The organism is Oxynema aestuarii AP17, assembly GCF_012295525.1.
Lineage (GTDB): Bacteria > Cyanobacteriota > Cyanobacteriia > Cyanobacteriales > Laspinemataceae > Oxynema > Oxynema aestuarii.
The window spans coordinates 5,201,318-5,218,883 of the sequence record NZ_CP051167.1 but is presented as its reverse complement, the minus strand read 5'-3'; the positions used below and the strand labels follow the sequence as shown (position 1 = coordinate 5,218,883).

The following is a 17,566-nucleotide window of genomic DNA, read 5'->3' as shown; positions in this document are numbered from 1 at the left end:
AAAAAGTTTTAAAGCAAAATGGAATAACGATTGAATCGGTCTGAACCTTCGCAGTTTAGTTCGGCGATCGCCCGTTTGGAAATCGCCTGCGAGCTTTAAAAGGTCAACATTCAAAGACTTAAAAGAAATTCTAATCCACTCTACTGAACTCAATTCAGTCGGTGAGGTTCGGAGCCGTTACCGTTTTTGGTTAAAGATTAATTTTAATAGATATTGCCGCGTTCTCGCTTCGTTCTCCCGGTAGATTGGCCCCCTTGATGGAGAAAAAACGGCGTATCGCACCCGAGCATTAACGCCCTTGCGGTTGCCAATGTTCGGTGAGACGCACGGGTAACACTTGCCCCGGTTCGATGGTGTGCGGATTGGCCGATCGCAAGGCGTCAGATTGAGCCGCGAGGGGAACAGTCCGTCCGTCGAGGACGATCGCCTCGACGACAAAGCGAGGGGTACCGCGATCGCTCATAAATTTACCGATAACTGGCGTTCCTAAAGGGATGCTCAAGTTTCCGGCGCGATCGTAAAGATCCGCTTGCACGACTAACACTTCTTGGCGCGGATACTCGGCGTCCAGGGTAAACGGCGCCGAACCGGGATAGCTCAAAATCAAAAAGGTTCCGGCGGCGATCGCCCGTTCGGAGGGAGCTGAGGCGTTCGCGGCGGGGGCGGATTCCGTCGGTCGTTCTTCGCTCTTCGGCGCCGATAAACGGTCTCCCCACTGGAGGGAGCCTCCAATCTCGGACGGTTCCGCACGGGTGGAGATCGCGGCGATCGCCCGGGATCCCGGAAGCGGTTGTCCGAAGACGATCGCCTCGGTCGGCGGTCCGTTGCGTTGGGGACTCGTCGACGGGCGAGACACCTCTGGCGTCGCTTCGCGAACGGCTCGCTCTTCGGACTCGGCGACGGGCGATCGCGCGGCTTCCGGTTCGCTTTCTGCTTCTGTTTCCGATTCGGACAGTAATTGCGGCACCTCGATCGCGATCGCCTCCGACTGGCTCTCGGGTTGCCTCTGAGCCTCATTCTCGGCGATCGCGATCGGCTCGGAATCCCTCGCTTCCGGCCCGGGAACGCTCACGGTCGGCGTCGGTGACGTTTGCGTTTCTTCGGCGATCGGCAAGTCGAATTCTACCCCGGACTCGGCCCCGTCGATGCCGTTCGAGTCTGGGGAGGGCACCTCTACAGACAACATCGGCGGCGGCGGCGGATCCCCTCCGTTCTCGTCGAGGTTCTCGAAGGTCGGCGGCGGTGGCGGCGGGTCGAAGCTGGCCCCACTGGCGGCGGGAGGCAGTTGGGGCAGGGTATCGCCGCGATCGGCGGTGGTTTCTAAATCCGGCAGGGCTTGGGATAAGTCGGTTTGCAGGTTCAATACCCAGCGATTGGACTGTCCCAGGGGTTGCAGTTCGACTTGAGACGGGGCGATCGCCATTCCCGGCGCCAGTTCGACCACGACCCGCGCGATTCCCGGTTCAAATTGACCGATGCGGATTTCGCGCACGAGTCCGGGATAAGTTTCTCTCACGGGTTGTCGTCCCAGCTCGCTGTTGGGAATATCGATGGCAATCCGGGGCGGATCTTGCAGCACGAGATAGCGGGGGGTACTGCCTGCGGGTACGGTGACTTGCAGTTGCTGGGTATAGGGGTCGAATTCCCACGATCGCAGGTTGGCGGGATTGGCGATCGCGATCGGCGGATGACTCAGTTCGGCGATCGTGGCGATCGTCGAGATCCCGAGCAACCCCGGTAACAGTGGAGCCAGCAAGCGCCACCGCAATAACCCTGACCGTCGTTCGTTCTTCATGAGCATCACTACTTGTAAGCCGCAATAAGAAACACTAATGGTGGCGGTTTTCTAAGCCATCGAGTTGTGCTGCATTCTAAGTAAACTTCTCGACCGACAAGAGCAATTCTCTTGCACGAACCCTTGGCGATGCTCCCAAGGAGCCGCCACGCGATCGCTATGCCGCCCGATCGAATGCGCGATCTCTAGCCGTTATCGTAAAGTAAAAAAAGGGCAAAAAGAAAAACTTATGTAACAAGTTTTGTAACCCGTTTCAGTTTTTCTTCTGCCCGGTGTTCTTAACAAGTTAATGGGGTTACCCGTTGGCGACCCGCTCCAGGTCAACGCAGCCGACGATCGCCCCGATCCGAAGCATTTCCTGCCACGCTCAACCCGATCGCCCCCCCGATCGCCCCGGTTGCCGCACTCAAGGCCAAAACGATCCCGAGGGGGAGTTGAATTGATTGAAACCCCAGAAATTGTAAGGACACTAAAGTGGCATTTTGAACCGAAACAATGGCGATCGCGACGATCCAAACGGCGGCGATCGCGCTAGCAATCAGAGCAGGCATAATTTAACCCTCACGATGGCGGTCAAACGGGGAATTGTGGGGCGGCGATCGCCCGATTAAGCGGTTACGGGTGCGAATTTTTGGATCGCCTCGTCCATTTCGGCGGCAATTTTACTGAGTTTCTCTTCAGAATCGGTTTCTACGTACACCCGGATCAGGGGTTCGGTTCCGGAGGGACGCAGCAAAATCCAGCCGCCATCTTCAAGATACAGTTTGATCCCATCTTTGCGCCCGACTTCTTTCACCGCAATCCCGCCGACTTCAGACGGCGGATTTTGCGGAAATTCTGCCAAAACGGCGGCTTTGTGCGCTTCGGTCAGGTGCAGGTCGAGACGGGTATTGTACAACGGTCCGCCTGCTTCGGCGATCGCTTCTTCGACGAGCTGACTTAGGGGTTTCCCTTCGTAGGCGATCGCTTCGGCGACCAGCATATCCGCCAAAATCCCATCTTTCTCGGGAATATGACCGATAATACTCAACCCGCCGGATTCTTCTCCCCCGATCAACACTTCGGTTTCGCGCATTTTCTCGCCGACATATTTAAACCCGACGGCGGTTTCGTAGAGGGTCAGTCCGTATTTTTCTGCCAGGGTATCGAGCAAGTGGGTCGTCGCGACGGTGCGGACGATCGCCCCTTTCTTACCTTTATTTTTAATTAAGTGGCGCGCCAGCAAGAGCAGAATCGTATTCGGGGTCAACACGTTCCCCCGTTCGTCTACGATCCCAAAGCGATCGCTGTCCCCGTCGGTCGCCAATCCTAAATCGGCGTTATCTTTTTTGACCGACTCGACTAAGCCGACGAGCATTTCTCCTTTGGGTTCGGGCATTCCGCCGCCAAACAAGACATCTCGCCAAGTATGGAAAGATTCTACCTCACAACCACAGTATTCTAGAACTTTATCTAAATATCCCCGCGAGGTGGAATAGAGGGCGTCGTATTTGACCTTGAGTTTGGCTTTACGCAAGGTTTCGACGTCGAGCAAGGTGTAGAGGAATTGCAAGTAGTCCGGTTGCGGGTCGAAGCTGCTAATTTTATCCAGATGCTGCCCGGAAGCGGGGGCGTCGGAGGCACTGGCGATATTGGCGACGATCGTATCGGTAATTTCCGGGGTCGCGGGTCCGGCATAATCGGGGATATACTTGATGCCGCAATAGGGCGCGGGATTGTGAGAAGCGGTGAACATTAACGCCCCCGCACTGTTGAGGTGACGGGCGTTATAGGCAATCACCGGGGTGGGACAGTCGCGGTCTACCATTTTGACGGTCCACCCCAAGTCTACCAACACTTCTGCTGAGGTTCGGGCGAAGTCTTCGGCGAGGAAGCGCGGGTCGTAACCGACGAGGACGGGACGATCTTTACTATACGCTGTTTCTAAATAAGCGGCGATCGCCCGGGTCACTTTTCGCACGTTGGCGAAGGTAAAGTCTCGGGCAATAATTCCCCGCCATCCGTCAGTTCCAAATTTAATTTCGTCAGAGGTACTGCCTGCACTCATATTGGCTACTCCCTATGGGTAGTTGACGTTAGTCCGATTTAAACCTTTGCCGACGATCGCCCGGTGGGGGCGAAGGCATTTAAAGGCTGCTAGGCTTTAGGTTACAGCAGATTACTGACATCGAACAGCCGTTTTATCGAGTTCGCCCTTTCCCAATCTCGGGATCTCCCCATCCCCTTTTTCGTTTTCCGGCTCTTTGTTGCAAGTCATACTCATTATGAGTATGATGTAGGAAGCGTTGGCAAGGAGAACCGCGAGACGATGAAGATCGAAGATATTCCCATTGAGGCGATTCGCCGCCCCCTCCCGCGACAAAACGACCCGGAGAAGGTAAAGGCGTTGATGGCGTCGATTCAAGAGATCGGCTTGCAAGAACCGATCGACGTTCTCGAAGTCGAGGGGCAGTATTATGGATTTTCTGGCTGTCACCGTTACGAAGCGTGCCAGCGTCTCGGACACGAAACGATTCGCTGTCGGGTTCGGCGGGCGCCGCGCGCGGTCTTGCAACGGCATTTAGCCTGAAAGTGACTGTATCCGAGACGACAGACGATCGCGCCGAGGGGTCGCCAACTTGATAGGCTTGTAAAGAAGCGCGCACGGGCGATCGCGCCGGGAAGACGACCGGGGGAACGCCACCGGAGGCCACTCGTGCGAAGACATTGATTCACTACCCTTACCTTGAGGAACTTGTCATGGGTAAAGATAAAGAGAAAAACAAATCGAAAGGAAAAGAGGTCAAAATAGACATCGGCATCGAACACGGCGATCGCCAAGAAATTGCCGAGGGCTTGTCGAGACTGCTCGCCGATACCTACACCCTTTATTTGAAAACCCATAACTTTCACTGGAACGTGACCGGGCCGATGTTCCAGACATTACACTTAATGTTCGAGCAACAGTATAACGAACTGGCGCTCGCCGTGGATCAAATTGCCGAACGCATTCGTTCCCTCGGATTTCCAGCGCCGGGAAGCTACGCCGATTTCGCCGAATTGACCTCGATCGAAGAAACCGCCGGGGTTCCGAGTGCGAAAGAGATGATTCAACTGCTGGTCGAAGGACAGGAAGCCGTAGTTCGCACCGCGCGATCGATTTTCCCCGCCGTGGAGAAGGTCAACGACGAACCGACGGCGGACTTGCTGACCCAGCGTATGCAGGTTCACGAAAAAACGGCTTGGATGCTCAGAAGCCTGTTAGAAGAGTAAAGGTCATTGTGCGGCGATCGCCCCCGACGCGATCGCCCGGAGTCCCCGAACAGCCCTACCGTGCATCCGGGAGTTCAATTCGCGAAAGCGATGGCGATCGCGCTATGCTGGGTTCGACTTGTCGTGATAGAGGAACGCTCAATGGCCATTGAGATGAAACCGACGTTTGGCTTGAAAGAGGCGATCGAACAACGTCGGGCCGTCCGTTCTTTTCTGCCCAACGTGATTCCGGCAGTGTTGCTCGAAGAGATCTTGCGCTTGGGATTGCGCGCGCCGTCGGGATATAACTTGCAACCCTGGCGCTTTATCGTCGTCCGAGATGCGGAAAATCGAGCCAAACTCAAAGCCTGTGCGTTCGATCAAAGACAAGTGGGCGAGGCGCCCGTGGTCTTGATTTGCTGCGGCGATCGCCGGGTGAAAGAGGCGGAATATATCGAATCGACGATCGCCTTGGGACGGGAACACGACGCCGTTAACGACACCTACGCCGACGTGATGCGATCGCAAATTCCCGCCCTGTTCGAGAACAAACCCTGTTTCGAGTCCGAGGAAACCTGGACCAACCGCCACACCATGTTAGCCGTCGCCTACATGACGATCGTCGCGAAAAGTTTTGGGGTCGATAGCTGTCCGATGGAAGGGTTCGACAGCGCCAAAGTCAAAGAAGCCTTTAAGATTCCCGAAGCCGTCGATGTTTGCTGCTTGCTCGCCCTCGGCTTTGCCGACGAACCGTATAAGCGCTACGGCGGGCGTTTTGGCATGGAGCAAGTGTGTTATAGCGAGGAGTTTGGCAGCCCCTTCACCATTTAAGGAGATGGGGAATACATGTAAGTTCAGATAGATCGCGCTTTGCTGAGAATACAATCGACCATGAGCCAGACCCCAGATTATACCGAACGATTGCAGCAAAAGATGGGAGCCGTGGGCTTGTCGAGTTTTCGGTCCCTCGCCCGCCAAGCGGGGGTATCCCTGTGGCCCGTGCGACAGTTGCGACAGGGAAAAGTACTGGAACTACGATCGCGCTCCTTGCTGGCGATCGCCGAGACCTTACAAATCTCCTTAAATGAGTTAATCGAGCAGTTTTCGCCGCCAAGTCCGGAACGAGAGGCGATCGCGCGATCGGAAGAGCGCAACGCACCAGAGGTAAAGGCGATCGCCGCCCTCCAGGAAGAATACGCCCGCTTGCAAGCGCAAATGGACGCCCAACGATCGACCCTAGAACGGGAATTTCAGCGCGCCAGTCTGGAAGTGTTAGAATCGTGGTTGCTACAGTGGCCCACCGCCGCCCGCGCCGCCCGCGAAAACCCCCAAATCCCCGCCGGACGGCTGTTACCCCTGGTCAGTCCCGTAGAAACTTTAGTGCGAGAATGGGGAATCGAGGCGATCGCCGCAGTCGGCGCCGAGATTCCCTACGACCCCCAACAACACCAACTCATGGACGGAACCGCCGAACCGGGCGATCGCGTCCGGGTTCGCTATGTCGGCTACAAACAGGGAGAAACCTTACTCTATCGCGCGAAAGTCAGTCCGATCGCCCCGTAAGCGCCCGTAAGAGATCGATTTTTTCACCTTGGCGATCGTCGGTAAAGACGTCTTTTTTCCCCTATCCTAGGGGATTCAACCACCGATAAATTTCCCGATGCAATTGTTGCGGTTCGCGATACATTTCTTGCTTGAACCATTGCGCGATCGCATCCAAAGGCGAAAACTCCGATCCGGCTTTCCAGGGGATTTCCTGACTTAACGGCGTCAGGTGATTTCCCGGTAATTGCAATAACGTCACCAAATTGCCAAACCGTTTTTTTAATAAGGGAGTGAGGTCGAGACTTTGATCGATTTCGTCGTTATTGAATTTGACAATCAGATTGCGCCGGACCGTGTAGCGTTTGAAAACGATCGCGTTGGTTTCTTCGGGAGAAGGAGTAAATTCGACCGCAAAGGCGCTGGGAAATTGTTCGACTAAGGGAATCGAACGACTCGCCGGGTAATTGTTAAAGGAAATCAGGATATTGCCCGCGCGATCGAGATCGAATAAACTGCCTGCGAGTAAATGCAGTTTGCTGCCCATGCTATGTCCGATCCCGTAAATCGGCAAGTAGCGTTTGGGTAACTTTCCCGACATTTGCAATTGTTCCACGCCCCACTCGAAGCGTTCGACGACGTTGCGGGCGATCTCGGTATGATCGAGGGTATTGATAAACGGCGTGGCGATCGTGGCGTAACCATTGCGTCCGAGTTGTTCGAGCAGCCATCGATAGGTCACTTGAGGCGCTGTGGCGACAAATGCTCCCCCTAAAAAATGAATGATGCCTTTCGGTCTGGGGGGAAGATAAACCCAGTTCCCGGAAACTTCTCTCCACTCCATATCAAACTGGCGCGATCGCATAAACTCCACTCCTGACAATTTTACTCGATCGCCAACTCTGGCGCGGATCGGCGATCGCGATCGACAAGAGAAACGGAGACAGGATTCGGATCCCATGCTCTATTGAGGGAATTGCCGACCGCCACCGTTGAGAGCGCCGACCGGGGAGAGAAGGCGATCGCGCGATCGTTCGATGCTACGGGAATGGCGCGATCGTCCTTGAGGGAGTTTCCCCTCATTTTCGATCGGCAAAAATCTGCTATCATAGCATTTCTTCGAGCCATCAACTCTAGCAACTCAATCAGTCATTCTCCGTCTGGCAGCAATGGATGACTGTTGTTGTCCGCGATTGAATAGAGATCTTCTATATAGTTTTTTTAAAGCGATATTGAATAACTATGATTCAAATCGATCGTTTTTTCAACAAAAACTTAGATCGAATTTTTGAAACCTGGAAAGAAAAAGTTCGAGAAGACCGAAAAATCACCAGTTCTAACGGACTTTCCGAACCCGCTTTAGAAAATTTGATCCCTCAAGTTTTGGATGCGATGTGCGTGGCTTGCTCTCCGGGGAAAGTCGCCAACAATCGGCAAATTGAAATAGCCAGTTTAGAACACGGTACCGAGAGGGAAGAACAAGGCTTCGACGCCGCCGAAATTGCAAGAGAATATCACTTGCTCCGACAAACTATTTTTGAAATTCTCGAAGAACAACTTGTAGAACTCACGGCTCAGGAATGCTATCAGATTTTTGTAACCGTAGATGCCGTCATCGATCGCGCGACTTCGCAATGCTTCACCCAGTTTGTGGTAGAACGTACCTCAAAGCTGGATGGCTTGCACCAGCAATTGATGAAAAACAATCAAGAGTTAAATCGACTATTAACCTTGAGTCAAGATAGTTTTTTTCAACTGGCGCACGAGTTTAAAACTCCTTTGAATTCAATTATGGCTTATTCGCAAATTTTATTGCGAGAGCAACAAGCTAAATCGGATTCAGATCCAATTAGTATTGAGCATATCAGTCGAGTTTTGCGATCGTCCAAACAGTTACTGCAATTAGTGAATAATTCTTTAGAAATTTCTCGAATTCAATCGGGGACGAAGCAACTGCAACTGATGGAAATAGAGGTAAGTTCCGTGGTGAAAGCCGCCGCCGAAACGATCCAACCCTTGGCGGAGGAAAAAGGGCTGACCTTGCGGGTAGATTGCGATCGCGGTCCGGGTCGGATCGAAACCGATATTTCGCGCTTACAGCAGGTATTAATTAACTTGTTAGGGAATGGGGTTCGCTATACGGAAACGGGATCGGTCGAGATCTCCTGTGCGACCCTTTCGGACGAGGAATGGTTTGTCAAGGTCAAGGATACGGGGATAGGAATTGCGGCAGAAAATTTAGAAGCAATCTTTCAACCATTCGCGCGAGTTCAAGGAAATACTAAAGCGGATCGAGGGGGAAGTACGGGGTTGGGATTGACGATCGTCAAGCAATTGGTGAAATTGTTACAAGGGGAGATTCGGGTGGAATCGGAATTAGGAAAAGGTTCGACCTTTACGGTAATTTTTCCGTTCAAAATTGAGGGGAGGAGTGCCTAAAAAAGGCGGCGAGGGAGTGGCGCGGGGGTCGCGGGGCGATCGCTGGTGGGTGTGGGGGAGAGTTAAAAGGTTCTCCGGTGCCGAATTCGGATAGTAAGAGAAACTCGCGATATACTAATTTGAGCGATCGCGGGAAAAAATGAGTGGAAAAATTGCACGCAGAGCGCCGTCTCGCGGACAAACACCAGCCCACGGCGATCGCGAAGCGTCTGCAAAGCAGAATCGCCGCCAGCCAGCAGCCCAGCGACCGATTGAATCTACTCCAACCCAAGGCAGAAACCCGATGGACTGTCTCGGTAGTTTCTTGGAAAATCTCTCGACCGGAGGGGAAAGTTTAAAAGGGAACAGGTCGCGGGAACTCAACGACCCTTAAACCTAACAGTTGCTATTTTGCATCGATCGCGCGACGAAGATCGCGACGGGGGACATCCTTCCTTCGCAGGTTCGGGGGTGCGATCGCCCGACCTACAGTCCATCCAGGGGACGCGATCGCAATTCACCCCTGGGATCTCGCCTTGCACGGATCGACGGTCAAACGGGCGAGTCCAAGCAGACGAACAGAGGGGTTCTCAGCCCCGATTCGAGGGTCGCCGGGTTCGGGAGTGAGACTCCAGGTTGTCGGGGGTGTAATCGGGGGTTATCGTTCGCGGTCAGTCCGTCTAAAGACGGCAAGCGAGAGAGTTCACAAGGATTGTCAAAGCTGATGCCCAGCGTCAATGGTAGTTAAGCGCAGAGTAACGCGGCAATTGCGCCGTTCTACGATCGTCTACGTCCTACTTGGGGCGTTTGCGCTCTCGTCGGCGATCTCGGCGCTCGGGATCGTCCCGGTTTACGAAGCGCTCAAGCGCCGCGAGGAAGAAAACTTGCTATTAGCGGCCCAAGGGACGGCCCAGGCATTAGGAGAGTATTTTTTACGGGCCAAAGGGATCGCCTTGGAGGTATCGAGTCGGAGCGAAGCGCGTCAACAATTAGCCGCCTACGACCGCGCCGAAATTTCGCAAGCGGATCTGGTGCGATTTAACCGCGAGATCCTGCAAGATGCCCTCGATGAGTCCGGCGAAGTTGTTGGAATTACCCGCATCGATCGCCTCGGGCGGCCCGTAGGGAGTGTAGGGATTACTGGGGGAGGGGTATTGACGAGGGTGTTGGAAGAACAAGCCCGACAAAACGGCTTGGAAGCGTCGGTGGAGATCGTCGATTCCTCGTTACTCGCCATCAGCAGTCCGATTCTCGTTCGGGAAGCGACTCCGAAGGAGGATCGCCAATGGCGCCAAGTGGGGATCGATCTGATCTGGTTCGATTTAGAAGCGCTCAAACAACGAGTCAACAGCCATCCGTATTTTAAAAAGCAAAAAGAGTACCTGCTCGTCGCGATCGACGACGGTCATTTGGAGAACCTCGTCCCCTTGAGTTCCAACAAGGCGCGATCGCTGGTGCGGGAAGAGTGGGCCGAACTCGAAACCCTGACGCAATTCGTCCGAGATCGCGAGGGACTGCTCGAACTCGGGCGGGACTTGCCCTCGCCGATGACCGTCGCCTACACGCCGATCGCCGAAAATTCAGCCATTTTAGCCCTCGCCGTTCCCACAGGCCAACTCTACGCCCCCGTCAAGCGCCAGCTTTCGATCCTCATTCCCGTGACCCTGGTAGCGATCGTCTTCGGGATCGGGGGAACGGTCGTCTGTTTGCATCTGGTAGCGGGTCGAGCCTTGCTGCACAGCAACCAATTGGAAAAACTCTTGTTAGAAAATCGAGCGCACCTCGAACAACAACAACGCGAACGCCAGCGCGTCGAAATCCAGTTAGCCAGTCACGCCCGTGCCAGCGCCTTAGTGGCGGGCTTGGGCCAGTGGGCCTTAGCGGGAATGGACGTGCGAACCCTGATTGAAGAAACCTCTAATTTAGTCAATCAAATCCTCGGGGTCGAATATTGTTCCGTGTGGGAATTGCAAGATAACGGTCACCTGTGCTTGCAAACGGGAGCCGGGTGGCCCTCGGAAACCCTCACCAGCACCGTCGGCGGACGGGGGACCGAATCGCAAGCGGGATATACGCTGTTGGTCAAAGAAGCGGTAATCGTCGAAGATCTCGCCGCCGAAATGCGCTTTACCCCGAGTCCGAGCGCGATCGCCCTCGGGATCGTCAGTAGCGTCAGCACGGTCATTTACGGCAACGATCGCCCCTTCGGGGTCTTGAGTGCGGAGACGACGAAAAAACGTCAATTTGGGTCTCACGAAGTGTATTTTTTACAGGCGATCGCCAACGTCCTCGCCACGGCGATCGAACGACAGCGCCACGACCGGATGTTGCGCGATCGCGAAGAACAATACGCCCTCGCCGTCGCCGGAGCCAATGACGGGCTGTGGGACTGGAACTTAAACGAAGACACCATTTACTTTTCCCCCCGGTGGAAATCCCTGTTGGGTTACGAAGAAGCCGAAATCGGCAACCAGCCCCAGGAATGGTTCGACCCGATCCACGAAGACGATCGCGAACGGGTCTTAGAACAAATCGCCACCCACCTCGCCGGAAAGACCAAACACCTGATCGTCGAATATCGAATGCTCGACGCCGACGGTCACTATCGCTGGATGCTCTGTCGCGGTTTGGCCGTCCGCAATAGCGAAGGCAAAGCCTACCGCATGGCCGGATCCCATACCGACATCAGCGATCGCAAAGCGGCAGAAGCCCAAAACCTCTATCTCGCCGCCTTTCCCACCTACAACCCCAATCCGGTGCTCGCCTGCGACGCCAACGGCGAAGCCACCTACGTCAACCCCGCCACCGAACGAATTCTCGACGAATTGCGGGTGGGATTGGCCACGGGCTTTTTACCCGTCAACCACCGTCAACTCGTCCAAACCTGCTTGCAACACGGCAACCGTAGCATTCAAGTCGAGCGCTGTATTCAAGACCGGGTATTTTCCTGGATTTACCATCCGATCCCGAATTTGCAGCTCGTTCACCTCCACGCGATCGACATTACCGATCGCTCCCGGGCCGAAGAACGACTGCGCCACGAAGCCCTCCACGACTCCCTCACCGGATTGCCCAATCGAGCCTTATTTTTCCAACGGCTCAGCCACGCCTTAGAACAGTCCAAATCCCCGGCGCGTCCCTTATTTGCCGTTCTTTTTCTCGACTTAGACCGTTTTAAAGTCGTCAACGACAGCTTAGGCCACTCGATCGGCGATTGCCTGCTGGTCTCCCTCGCCACCCGCCTGCAACGCTGCATCCGTCCCAGCGATATTTTGGCTCGTTTTGGCGGGGACGAGTTCACCTTGCTGTTGGAAAATCTCGGCGATATTGACGAGGCGATCGCCGTCGCCCGCCGGATTCACGAAGAACTCACCCAACCGTTTAACCTCGCGGGTCACGAAGTCTTTGTCACCGCCAGTATTGGCATCGCCCCGAGTTGCTTTGAATACCACTGTCCCGAAGAGTTGATCCGCGACGCGGACCTCGCCCTCTACCGGGCGAAAGCGGCGGGTAAAGCGCGCTACGCCCTGTTCGATCGCACCATGCTCGATCGCGCCGTCGCTTTGCTGAGCTTGGAAAATGACTTGCGCCGCAGTATTTACCAGCAAAATCGCGACGCCGACGCCGCCGATTCCGGGGAAATCACCCGCGAAGATGCCTTCGTCCTGCACTATCAGCCGATCGTCGCCCTCGATACCGGATCCGTCGAAGGGTTCGAGGCTCTCATACGCTGGCAACATCCCCAACGGGGTTTAATTTGGCCGGGAGAATTCATCGAGATCGCCGAAGAAACGGGATTGATCGTGCCGTTGGGGGCGTGGGTCTTGCGCCAAGCCTGCTGGCAATTGCGCCAGTGGCAACGTCAATTTCCCAAATATGCGAACTTGACGATGAGCGTCAATCTCTCGGGCCAGCAGTTGGCGCAACCGGATTTAATCGAGCAGATCGATCGCATTTTAGAAGAAACGGGTATCGATCCGAAGGATTTAAAACTCGAAATTACCGAAAGCGTACTGATGGAAAATGCGGCATCGGCGGCAGAACTGTTAGAGCAGTTGCGATCGCGCCACATTCACCTGTGTATCGACGATTTCGGCACTGGATATTCTTCCTTATCCCACTTGGCTCAATTTCCGATTAATACCCTCAAAATTGATAAATCTTTTGTGATGGGAATGGAAGAAAGCCCGGAAAATCAAGAAATCGTGCGGGCGATCGTCATGCTCGGACGCAATCTCGGCATGTACATCACCGCCGAAGGGGTGGAAACTGAGGAAAATTTAGTGCAACTGTGGGCTCTGCAATCGGATTACGCCCAGGGGATTTTATTCTCTCCCCCACTAGACCGCGAAGCCGCCGAAACGCTGCTCGAAGGCAATCCCCGTTGGTGAGTGGGGGTAGAATCGCCTCTGCGAAGCACCATCGCTCCCTTAGAACAAATCATCTAGTCCTCGTTCGCGATCGCCCCACGGAGAGGGCGGGCGATCGCTGCTCCAGGCCCACCATACTGTGGAACATTCGCATTCGTAGAATTCCTGCCATTTGCGGCTGCGATCTTCCCCATAGACGGGCGATCGGCGGTTAATCCAAACCCGTTTGGCTTCCATCGAGCTCGCCTGACAAGTCGGACAGCAGAATTGATGGGCGTGAATGGCTTTCGCGGTCCATTCTGGCGGGATTGGCTCGAACGCATCCATATTTCAATTTCACCTGAGAAGAAGTGAACGGGGGTATAGCTTGTAGATCTCAAATCCCAGCAGGGCGATCGCCCTGCTGTTGTCGTATTGTAGAAAAATTGTAGAACAGTTCGCCGTTGCCCGTCCGTGGGTGGCGCGCGGCAAACAGCCCATCACCCCACTGTTTCTAGCATGATCGACCCCCAGACCGAAATCATCCGCTTGTTCGATTTAATGAGCGCGAGCGGTCGGATGAAGACGAAACTCATCAGCCGTCCCCAGCAAGCTACGGTCATCCAGATTTCGTTTCCGATGCCGTGGGCCCGCGAACGACCGATTTATCTCAATTTCGATTTATGGTTCCGTTTGAGTCAGCCCCAACGGGATTTGCTGTTGTTGCGGACGGTCACTTGGCTGTTGGAGGTGCGCTGGTTTAAGCCGGATCTCTATCAGGGATTGGTCCTCGGCGGCACGATCGCCACCGTGGTCGAACTCGCTCAAGCCGACGCGATCGGCGCCGTGACGGCGGGAGGACTGACCGGGGTGGCGATCGCCCAAATTTGGCGGTTGCAAAAGCGCTCCCAACGGGAAATCGAGGCCGACGAGGGAGCGTTGAACGTCGCCGCCAGACGGGGGTACAGCCGACGCGAGGCGGCTCGTTACCTGGCCGAGGCGATCGAAGCGGTCGCCCGGATCGAAGGTCGTCCCCAGTTGAGCTTTGACGAACTGATTCGCACTCAAAACCTGCGCGCGATCGCCGGACTGTCTGCGGTCGGCTTGCCGCGAGACGGCATTCAAGAATAAGCTGAAACCCGGGCCGGACTGTCGCCACGGGTTCGCCCTTATTCCGGCTCGACTTCCGTGACCCGCCAACTCAACTTGAGATTCAACCAAAAATTCCATAACGTCACGGCGGCGATCGCGATCAGATTGGCCAGGTAACGGTTGAGTCCGAACTGATTAAATAACAGATTTAATAACAAAATATTCAAGACCAAACCGAGCAAGCAAACGCTATTAAATTTCAACAGCCGTTTGAAACGCTTGCGCCAACCTTTTTGTTTTTGGGACATATCGGCGAAAGTCCAAGCATCGTTCCACAAAAAATTATTAATAATGGCAATTTCGGCGGCGATCGCCTTACTGCGGGTCAGTCCCCATCCCAAGGTACTCGGATCGCTCAATAAATATAAAACTGCCATATCGACAAATACCCCACTAAAACCGACGGCGCAAAAGCAAAAAAAACGCACGATCGGCCAACGGGAAGTCCGCAAGCGGATTAAATGACCGATATAATCCACATACTGCCGCCAGGTGACTTTACTTTCTCCAACAGACCGTTCTTGAAACACATAACCGACTTCCGCCACGTCGCCGATCTCGCCGCGACCGAGGACTTCGATCAGGATTTTATAGCCGATCGGGTTCATTTCCCGATGGGCGATCGCGCTGCGGCGCACCATAAAATAACCGCTCATCGGATCGGAAACGCGACCGACCACTCCGGGCAGCAAAATTAAGCCCAACACTTGAGCGCCACGGGATAAAAAGCGCCGGATAAAGCTCCAATCGCTGACGCCGCCGCCTTCAATATGACGACTGGCGACGACTAAATCGGCTCCCTCTTCGATCTCGGCGATCATTTTCAACAGGACCTCTGGCGGGTGCTGTAAATCGGCATCGATGACCCCGAGGACTTCGCCGCGAGCGACTTGCCAACCGCGAATCACCGCCGTAGACAGTCCCCGTTCGCTTTGGCGACGCATGACGCGCAGTTGGGGATAGCGATCGCTCAAGGCGAGGGCGACTTCCCAGGTTTTATCGGGGCTGTCGTCATCGACGACGATCAGTTCGTAGGCATTCGGAAGGGTCGGATCGAGCAGTGCGGTGAGTTTGCCGACGATCGCCTCGATGTTCTCACTTTCCGTATAAGTCGGCAGGATCAGGGACAGGCGCAAGGGGCGAACGCCTTCGGTTGCTTTAGGCAGAGGGGGAACGATCGCGGCTCCCATGGGGACGGGAACGAGGGGAGTAGGGGAAGATTCATTCATGCTGAGTATCTCACAATTGGTCTATAAGCCCCGTCAGGTTGCTTAAGGGAGACAGGACGCAGGACACGGCGGCAACGGCTCAATCGTACAGCGACAGGGTGAAGTTATCCATCTCCATCGTTCCAGTAACGGTTTGGCGGGTTTGTAAGCCGTAATGACGGCTGAGGGTGGCGGCGATTTGGGCATTTTGTTCCGGGGTACTCGGGGGCGACCACACCGGGGCGGCACTGTCGAGCCACAAGACGCGATCGAAGCGAGACGGGTCCGCTTCGATCGCCCGGGCCAACGCCTCCGGGAGGTCGGCAGCATCCCGGGCGAGCAACAGCACCGACTCGCTGGGGGGAATGTAGTACGCCAGACGCATCACGTGACCCCACGCCCGAGAATTGAGGGCGATCGCGGTGGTGGCGTCGGTTCCGGTCACTGTCAGATCGGCGATTTGCTGAAAGGAACGGCGCGATCGCGCGGCATAATCCCCCACGCTCAAGAGTAGATACACCGCGAGTATAACCGTGGCGATCGCGCTGCGCCACCGGGGGCCGAGTCGTTCCAGCCACAAGGCGAAGAGCAATAAAAATCCGGGCAACATGTAGATCGTCGATCGCCCCCAACCAAAGCCGAGGGTGAACTTGCCGCCGATCGCATCCGCACTCAACCCTACGAAGAGGATGAAGACACTCAACAGCAAGATAACCCCGAATCGACGGCGATCGCCGCGTTCCCATTGCCATAACTGCACCAGGGCCACGCCGACGACGGCGATCGCCGCGATTCCCGCCGCCACCGTCGCCCCCAAGGGAACGCTGGTGGTCCAATCGCCGAGAACCAATTGCGACCCCAGACAAACCGCCACGTCCTGGGCGTGACGGACCGTCGCGGCCCACCATCCCGGCGGCGCGTCGAAGCGCCCGAAATCCGCATTTCTCAACTGTTGGGGAATCCCCCACCACATCCAAGGCGCAGTTAGCAAAACCCCCGCCCCCAAGCGGATCCCGTGTTGCCACCACTGTCGGCGATCGAGATACAGACACAGGGCCGCCAGGGCCAGAACCCAATAGGCAAACAGATAAAAGGTCATACATCCGGCGCATACGGAGCCGATTAAGACCAGGTGCCACCCCCATTGAAAGCGGCGCGGGGTTTTCTCCGTTTCCGGGGCAGTGCAGCCGATTATTTCGAGCAAGGCCCAGGCGCTCAGAAGTCCCCAGAAGACCAAGGGGGCGTACATGCGGACGTTGAGGGAGTGATTGAGATAAAAGGGGTTGAGTCCTAACAGGGCCGCAAATAGCAAGCCGGGACGGTGACCGAGCAAACGACGACCGAATCCGTAAGCGGCGGCGATCGCCCCGATCCCGAATAAGGCATTTAAACTGCGAACCGCAGCGACCCCATTCCCGAACCAACGCAACCACAGATGCTGACTCAGATAAAACAACGGGGGATGGGGTTCGCCGCCGACAATCCCGCGCAGCAGGTCGGCGACGGTCTTGAGGGTGTCGTCGAGGCTATTTTCTGCCGGAATCGAGAGCAGTTGGGTATAGTCGGCGAGGGGAACCGGAACGTCTGGCGGTTTGACGAAGGCAATTTTTTGACCGGAGGAGAGCAGGACTGATAAGACTTCGTCATACCAAAATTCGCGGGTATCGAGATGGACGATGCGGACCAACACCGCGATCGCGATGCCCAAACAGGCCCAAAACTCGATCGAAAACGGCTTTGGCCATTTGAAAGTGAGAAAATGCTGATTCATAACAGATGAAGATAGCAAATCGGTCGGGGGTGGGGCGCGATCGTCGGGACATCCTATTATTTGCCCTCAATGATTCCAGGATGCCCCCGTGGAATCCCCC

The 17,566-nt window shown here is 55.3% G+C and carries 16 protein-coding genes; 8 read left to right on the top strand and 8 right to left on the bottom strand.

Annotation, left to right across the window (positions count from 1 at the left end; genetic code table 11):
• Positions 1-289: 289 nt before the first annotated feature.
• The 3 genes from HCG48_RS20910 to HCG48_RS20900 all read right to left on the bottom strand — a co-directional run bounded on the left by HCG48_RS20910 (position 290) and on the right by HCG48_RS20900 (position 3,842).
• Positions 290-1,795, bottom strand: coding sequence for an AMIN domain-containing protein (locus tag HCG48_RS20910; RefSeq protein ID WP_210437100.1), 1,506 nt, complete (start codon positions 1,793-1,795; stop codon positions 290-292).
• A gap of 320 nt (positions 1,796-2,115) precedes the next feature.
• A complete protein-coding gene (locus HCG48_RS20905; RefSeq protein WP_168570896.1) occupies positions 2,116-2,346 on the bottom strand; it encodes a lipopolysaccharide assembly protein LapA domain-containing protein in 231 nt (76 codons plus the stop codon).
• Between the two features lie 56 nt (positions 2,347-2,402).
• Positions 2,403-3,842, bottom strand: coding sequence for a phosphoglucomutase/phosphomannomutase family protein (locus HCG48_RS20900; protein ID WP_168570895.1), 1,440 nt, complete (start codon positions 3,840-3,842; stop codon positions 2,403-2,405).
• 261 nt (positions 3,843-4,103) lie between these two features.
• On the opposite strand from HCG48_RS20900, the gene HCG48_RS20895 reads away from it, so the two are divergent.
• The 4 genes from HCG48_RS20895 to HCG48_RS20880 all read left to right on the top strand — a co-directional run bounded on the left by HCG48_RS20895 (position 4,104) and on the right by HCG48_RS20880 (position 6,589).
• Positions 4,104-4,364, top strand: a complete 261-nt coding sequence (locus tag HCG48_RS20895) for a ParB N-terminal domain-containing protein (RefSeq protein ID WP_168570894.1) — start codon at positions 4,104-4,106, stop codon at positions 4,362-4,364.
• A gap of 170 nt (positions 4,365-4,534) precedes the next feature.
• A complete protein-coding gene (locus HCG48_RS20890; RefSeq protein ID WP_168570893.1) occupies positions 4,535-5,047 on the top strand; it encodes a Dps family protein in 513 nt (170 codons plus the stop codon).
• 141 nt (positions 5,048-5,188) lie between these two features.
• A complete protein-coding gene (locus HCG48_RS20885) occupies positions 5,189-5,857 on the top strand; it encodes a nitroreductase family protein (protein ID WP_168570892.1) in 669 nt (222 codons plus the stop codon).
• Positions 5,858-5,917: 60 nt separating this feature from the next.
• A complete protein-coding gene (locus HCG48_RS20880; protein WP_168570891.1) occupies positions 5,918-6,589 on the top strand; it encodes a helix-turn-helix domain-containing protein in 672 nt (223 codons plus the stop codon).
• A 61-nt stretch (positions 6,590-6,650) separates the two neighbouring features.
• On the opposite strand, the gene HCG48_RS20875 is transcribed toward HCG48_RS20880, so the two are convergent.
• Entirely contained in the window at positions 6,651-7,412 is a 762-nt protein-coding gene (locus HCG48_RS20875; protein ID WP_168571995.1) for a DUF1350 family protein, read from the bottom strand.
• 41 nt (positions 7,413-7,453) lie between these two features.
• Positions 7,454-7,651, bottom strand: a complete 198-nt coding sequence (locus HCG48_RS20870; RefSeq protein ID WP_168570890.1) for a hypothetical protein — start codon at positions 7,649-7,651, stop codon at positions 7,454-7,456.
• A 159-nt stretch (positions 7,652-7,810) separates the two neighbouring features.
• Between HCG48_RS20870 and HCG48_RS20865 the strand changes: the two genes are divergently transcribed.
• The 3 genes from HCG48_RS20865 (at position 7,811) to HCG48_RS20855 (ending at position 13,377) form a co-directional block, all read left to right on the top strand.
• Complete coding sequence (locus tag HCG48_RS20865; protein ID WP_168570889.1) at positions 7,811-9,007, top strand: sensor histidine kinase; 1,197 nt, start codon at positions 7,811-7,813, stop codon at positions 9,005-9,007.
• Between the two features lie 139 nt (positions 9,008-9,146).
• Positions 9,147-9,380 (top strand): hypothetical protein, encoded by a 234-nt coding sequence (locus HCG48_RS20860; protein WP_168570888.1) that lies wholly within the window; start codon positions 9,147-9,149, stop codon positions 9,378-9,380.
• A 343-nt stretch (positions 9,381-9,723) separates the two neighbouring features.
• Positions 9,724-13,377, top strand: coding sequence for an EAL domain-containing protein (locus HCG48_RS20855; protein WP_168570887.1), 3,654 nt, complete (start codon positions 9,724-9,726; stop codon positions 13,375-13,377).
• Between the two features lie 39 nt (positions 13,378-13,416).
• Here the strand turns inward: HCG48_RS20855 and HCG48_RS20850 are convergent, their stop codons facing one another.
• Positions 13,417-13,683, bottom strand: coding sequence for a hypothetical protein (locus HCG48_RS20850; RefSeq protein ID WP_168570886.1), 267 nt, complete (start codon positions 13,681-13,683; stop codon positions 13,417-13,419).
• 174 nt (positions 13,684-13,857) lie between these two features.
• Between HCG48_RS20850 and HCG48_RS20845 the strand changes: the two genes are divergently transcribed.
• Complete coding sequence (locus HCG48_RS20845; RefSeq protein ID WP_168571994.1) at positions 13,858-14,466, top strand: DUF3318 domain-containing protein; 609 nt, start codon at positions 13,858-13,860, stop codon at positions 14,464-14,466.
• A 38-nt stretch (positions 14,467-14,504) separates the two neighbouring features.
• Here HCG48_RS20845 and HCG48_RS20840 read toward each other — a convergent pair whose 3' ends face one another.
• Positions 14,505-15,716, bottom strand: a complete 1,212-nt coding sequence (locus tag HCG48_RS20840) for a glycosyltransferase (protein WP_168570885.1) — start codon at positions 15,714-15,716, stop codon at positions 14,505-14,507.
• Positions 15,717-15,795: 79 nt separating this feature from the next.
• Complete coding sequence (locus HCG48_RS20835) at positions 15,796-17,466, bottom strand: glycosyltransferase family 39 protein (RefSeq protein ID WP_168570884.1); 1,671 nt, start codon at positions 17,464-17,466, stop codon at positions 15,796-15,798.
• Positions 17,467-17,566: the final 100 nt, after the last annotated feature.

Excerpts from the sequence above, each read along its gene's own strand:
- HCG48_RS20910 (WP_210437100.1), bottom strand. The coding sequence starts at position 1,795 with ATGAAGAACGAACGACGGTCAGGGTTATTGCGGTGGCGCTTGCTGGCT.
- HCG48_RS20905 (WP_168570896.1), bottom strand. The coding sequence starts at position 2,346 with ATGCCTGCTCTGATTGCTAGCGCGATCGCCGCCGTTTGGATCGTCGCG.
- HCG48_RS20900 (WP_168570895.1), bottom strand. The coding sequence starts at position 3,842 with ATGAGTGCAGGCAGTACCTCTGACGAAATTAAATTTGGAACTGACGGA.
- HCG48_RS20895 (WP_168570894.1), top strand. The coding sequence starts at position 4,104 with ATGAAGATCGAAGATATTCCCATTGAGGCGATTCGCCGCCCCCTCCCG.
- HCG48_RS20890 (WP_168570893.1), top strand. The coding sequence starts at position 4,535 with ATGGGTAAAGATAAAGAGAAAAACAAATCGAAAGGAAAAGAGGTCAAA.
- HCG48_RS20885 (WP_168570892.1), top strand. The coding sequence starts at position 5,189 with ATGGCCATTGAGATGAAACCGACGTTTGGCTTGAAAGAGGCGATCGAA.
- HCG48_RS20880 (WP_168570891.1), top strand. The coding sequence starts at position 5,918 with ATGAGCCAGACCCCAGATTATACCGAACGATTGCAGCAAAAGATGGGA.
- HCG48_RS20875 (WP_168571995.1), bottom strand. The coding sequence starts at position 7,412 with ATGGAGTGGAGAGAAGTTTCCGGGAACTGGGTTTATCTTCCCCCCAGA.
- HCG48_RS20870 (WP_168570890.1), bottom strand. The coding sequence starts at position 7,651 with ATGAGGGGAAACTCCCTCAAGGACGATCGCGCCATTCCCGTAGCATCG.
- HCG48_RS20865 (WP_168570889.1), top strand. The coding sequence starts at position 7,811 with ATGATTCAAATCGATCGTTTTTTCAACAAAAACTTAGATCGAATTTTT.
- HCG48_RS20860 (WP_168570888.1), top strand. The coding sequence starts at position 9,147 with ATGAGTGGAAAAATTGCACGCAGAGCGCCGTCTCGCGGACAAACACCA.
- HCG48_RS20855 (WP_168570887.1), top strand. The coding sequence starts at position 9,724 with ATGGTAGTTAAGCGCAGAGTAACGCGGCAATTGCGCCGTTCTACGATC.
- HCG48_RS20850 (WP_168570886.1), bottom strand. The coding sequence starts at position 13,683 with ATGGATGCGTTCGAGCCAATCCCGCCAGAATGGACCGCGAAAGCCATT.
- HCG48_RS20840 (WP_168570885.1), bottom strand. The coding sequence starts at position 15,716 with ATGAATGAATCTTCCCCTACTCCCCTCGTTCCCGTCCCCATGGGAGCC.
- HCG48_RS20835 (WP_168570884.1), bottom strand. The coding sequence starts at position 17,466 with ATGAATCAGCATTTTCTCACTTTCAAATGGCCAAAGCCGTTTTCGATC.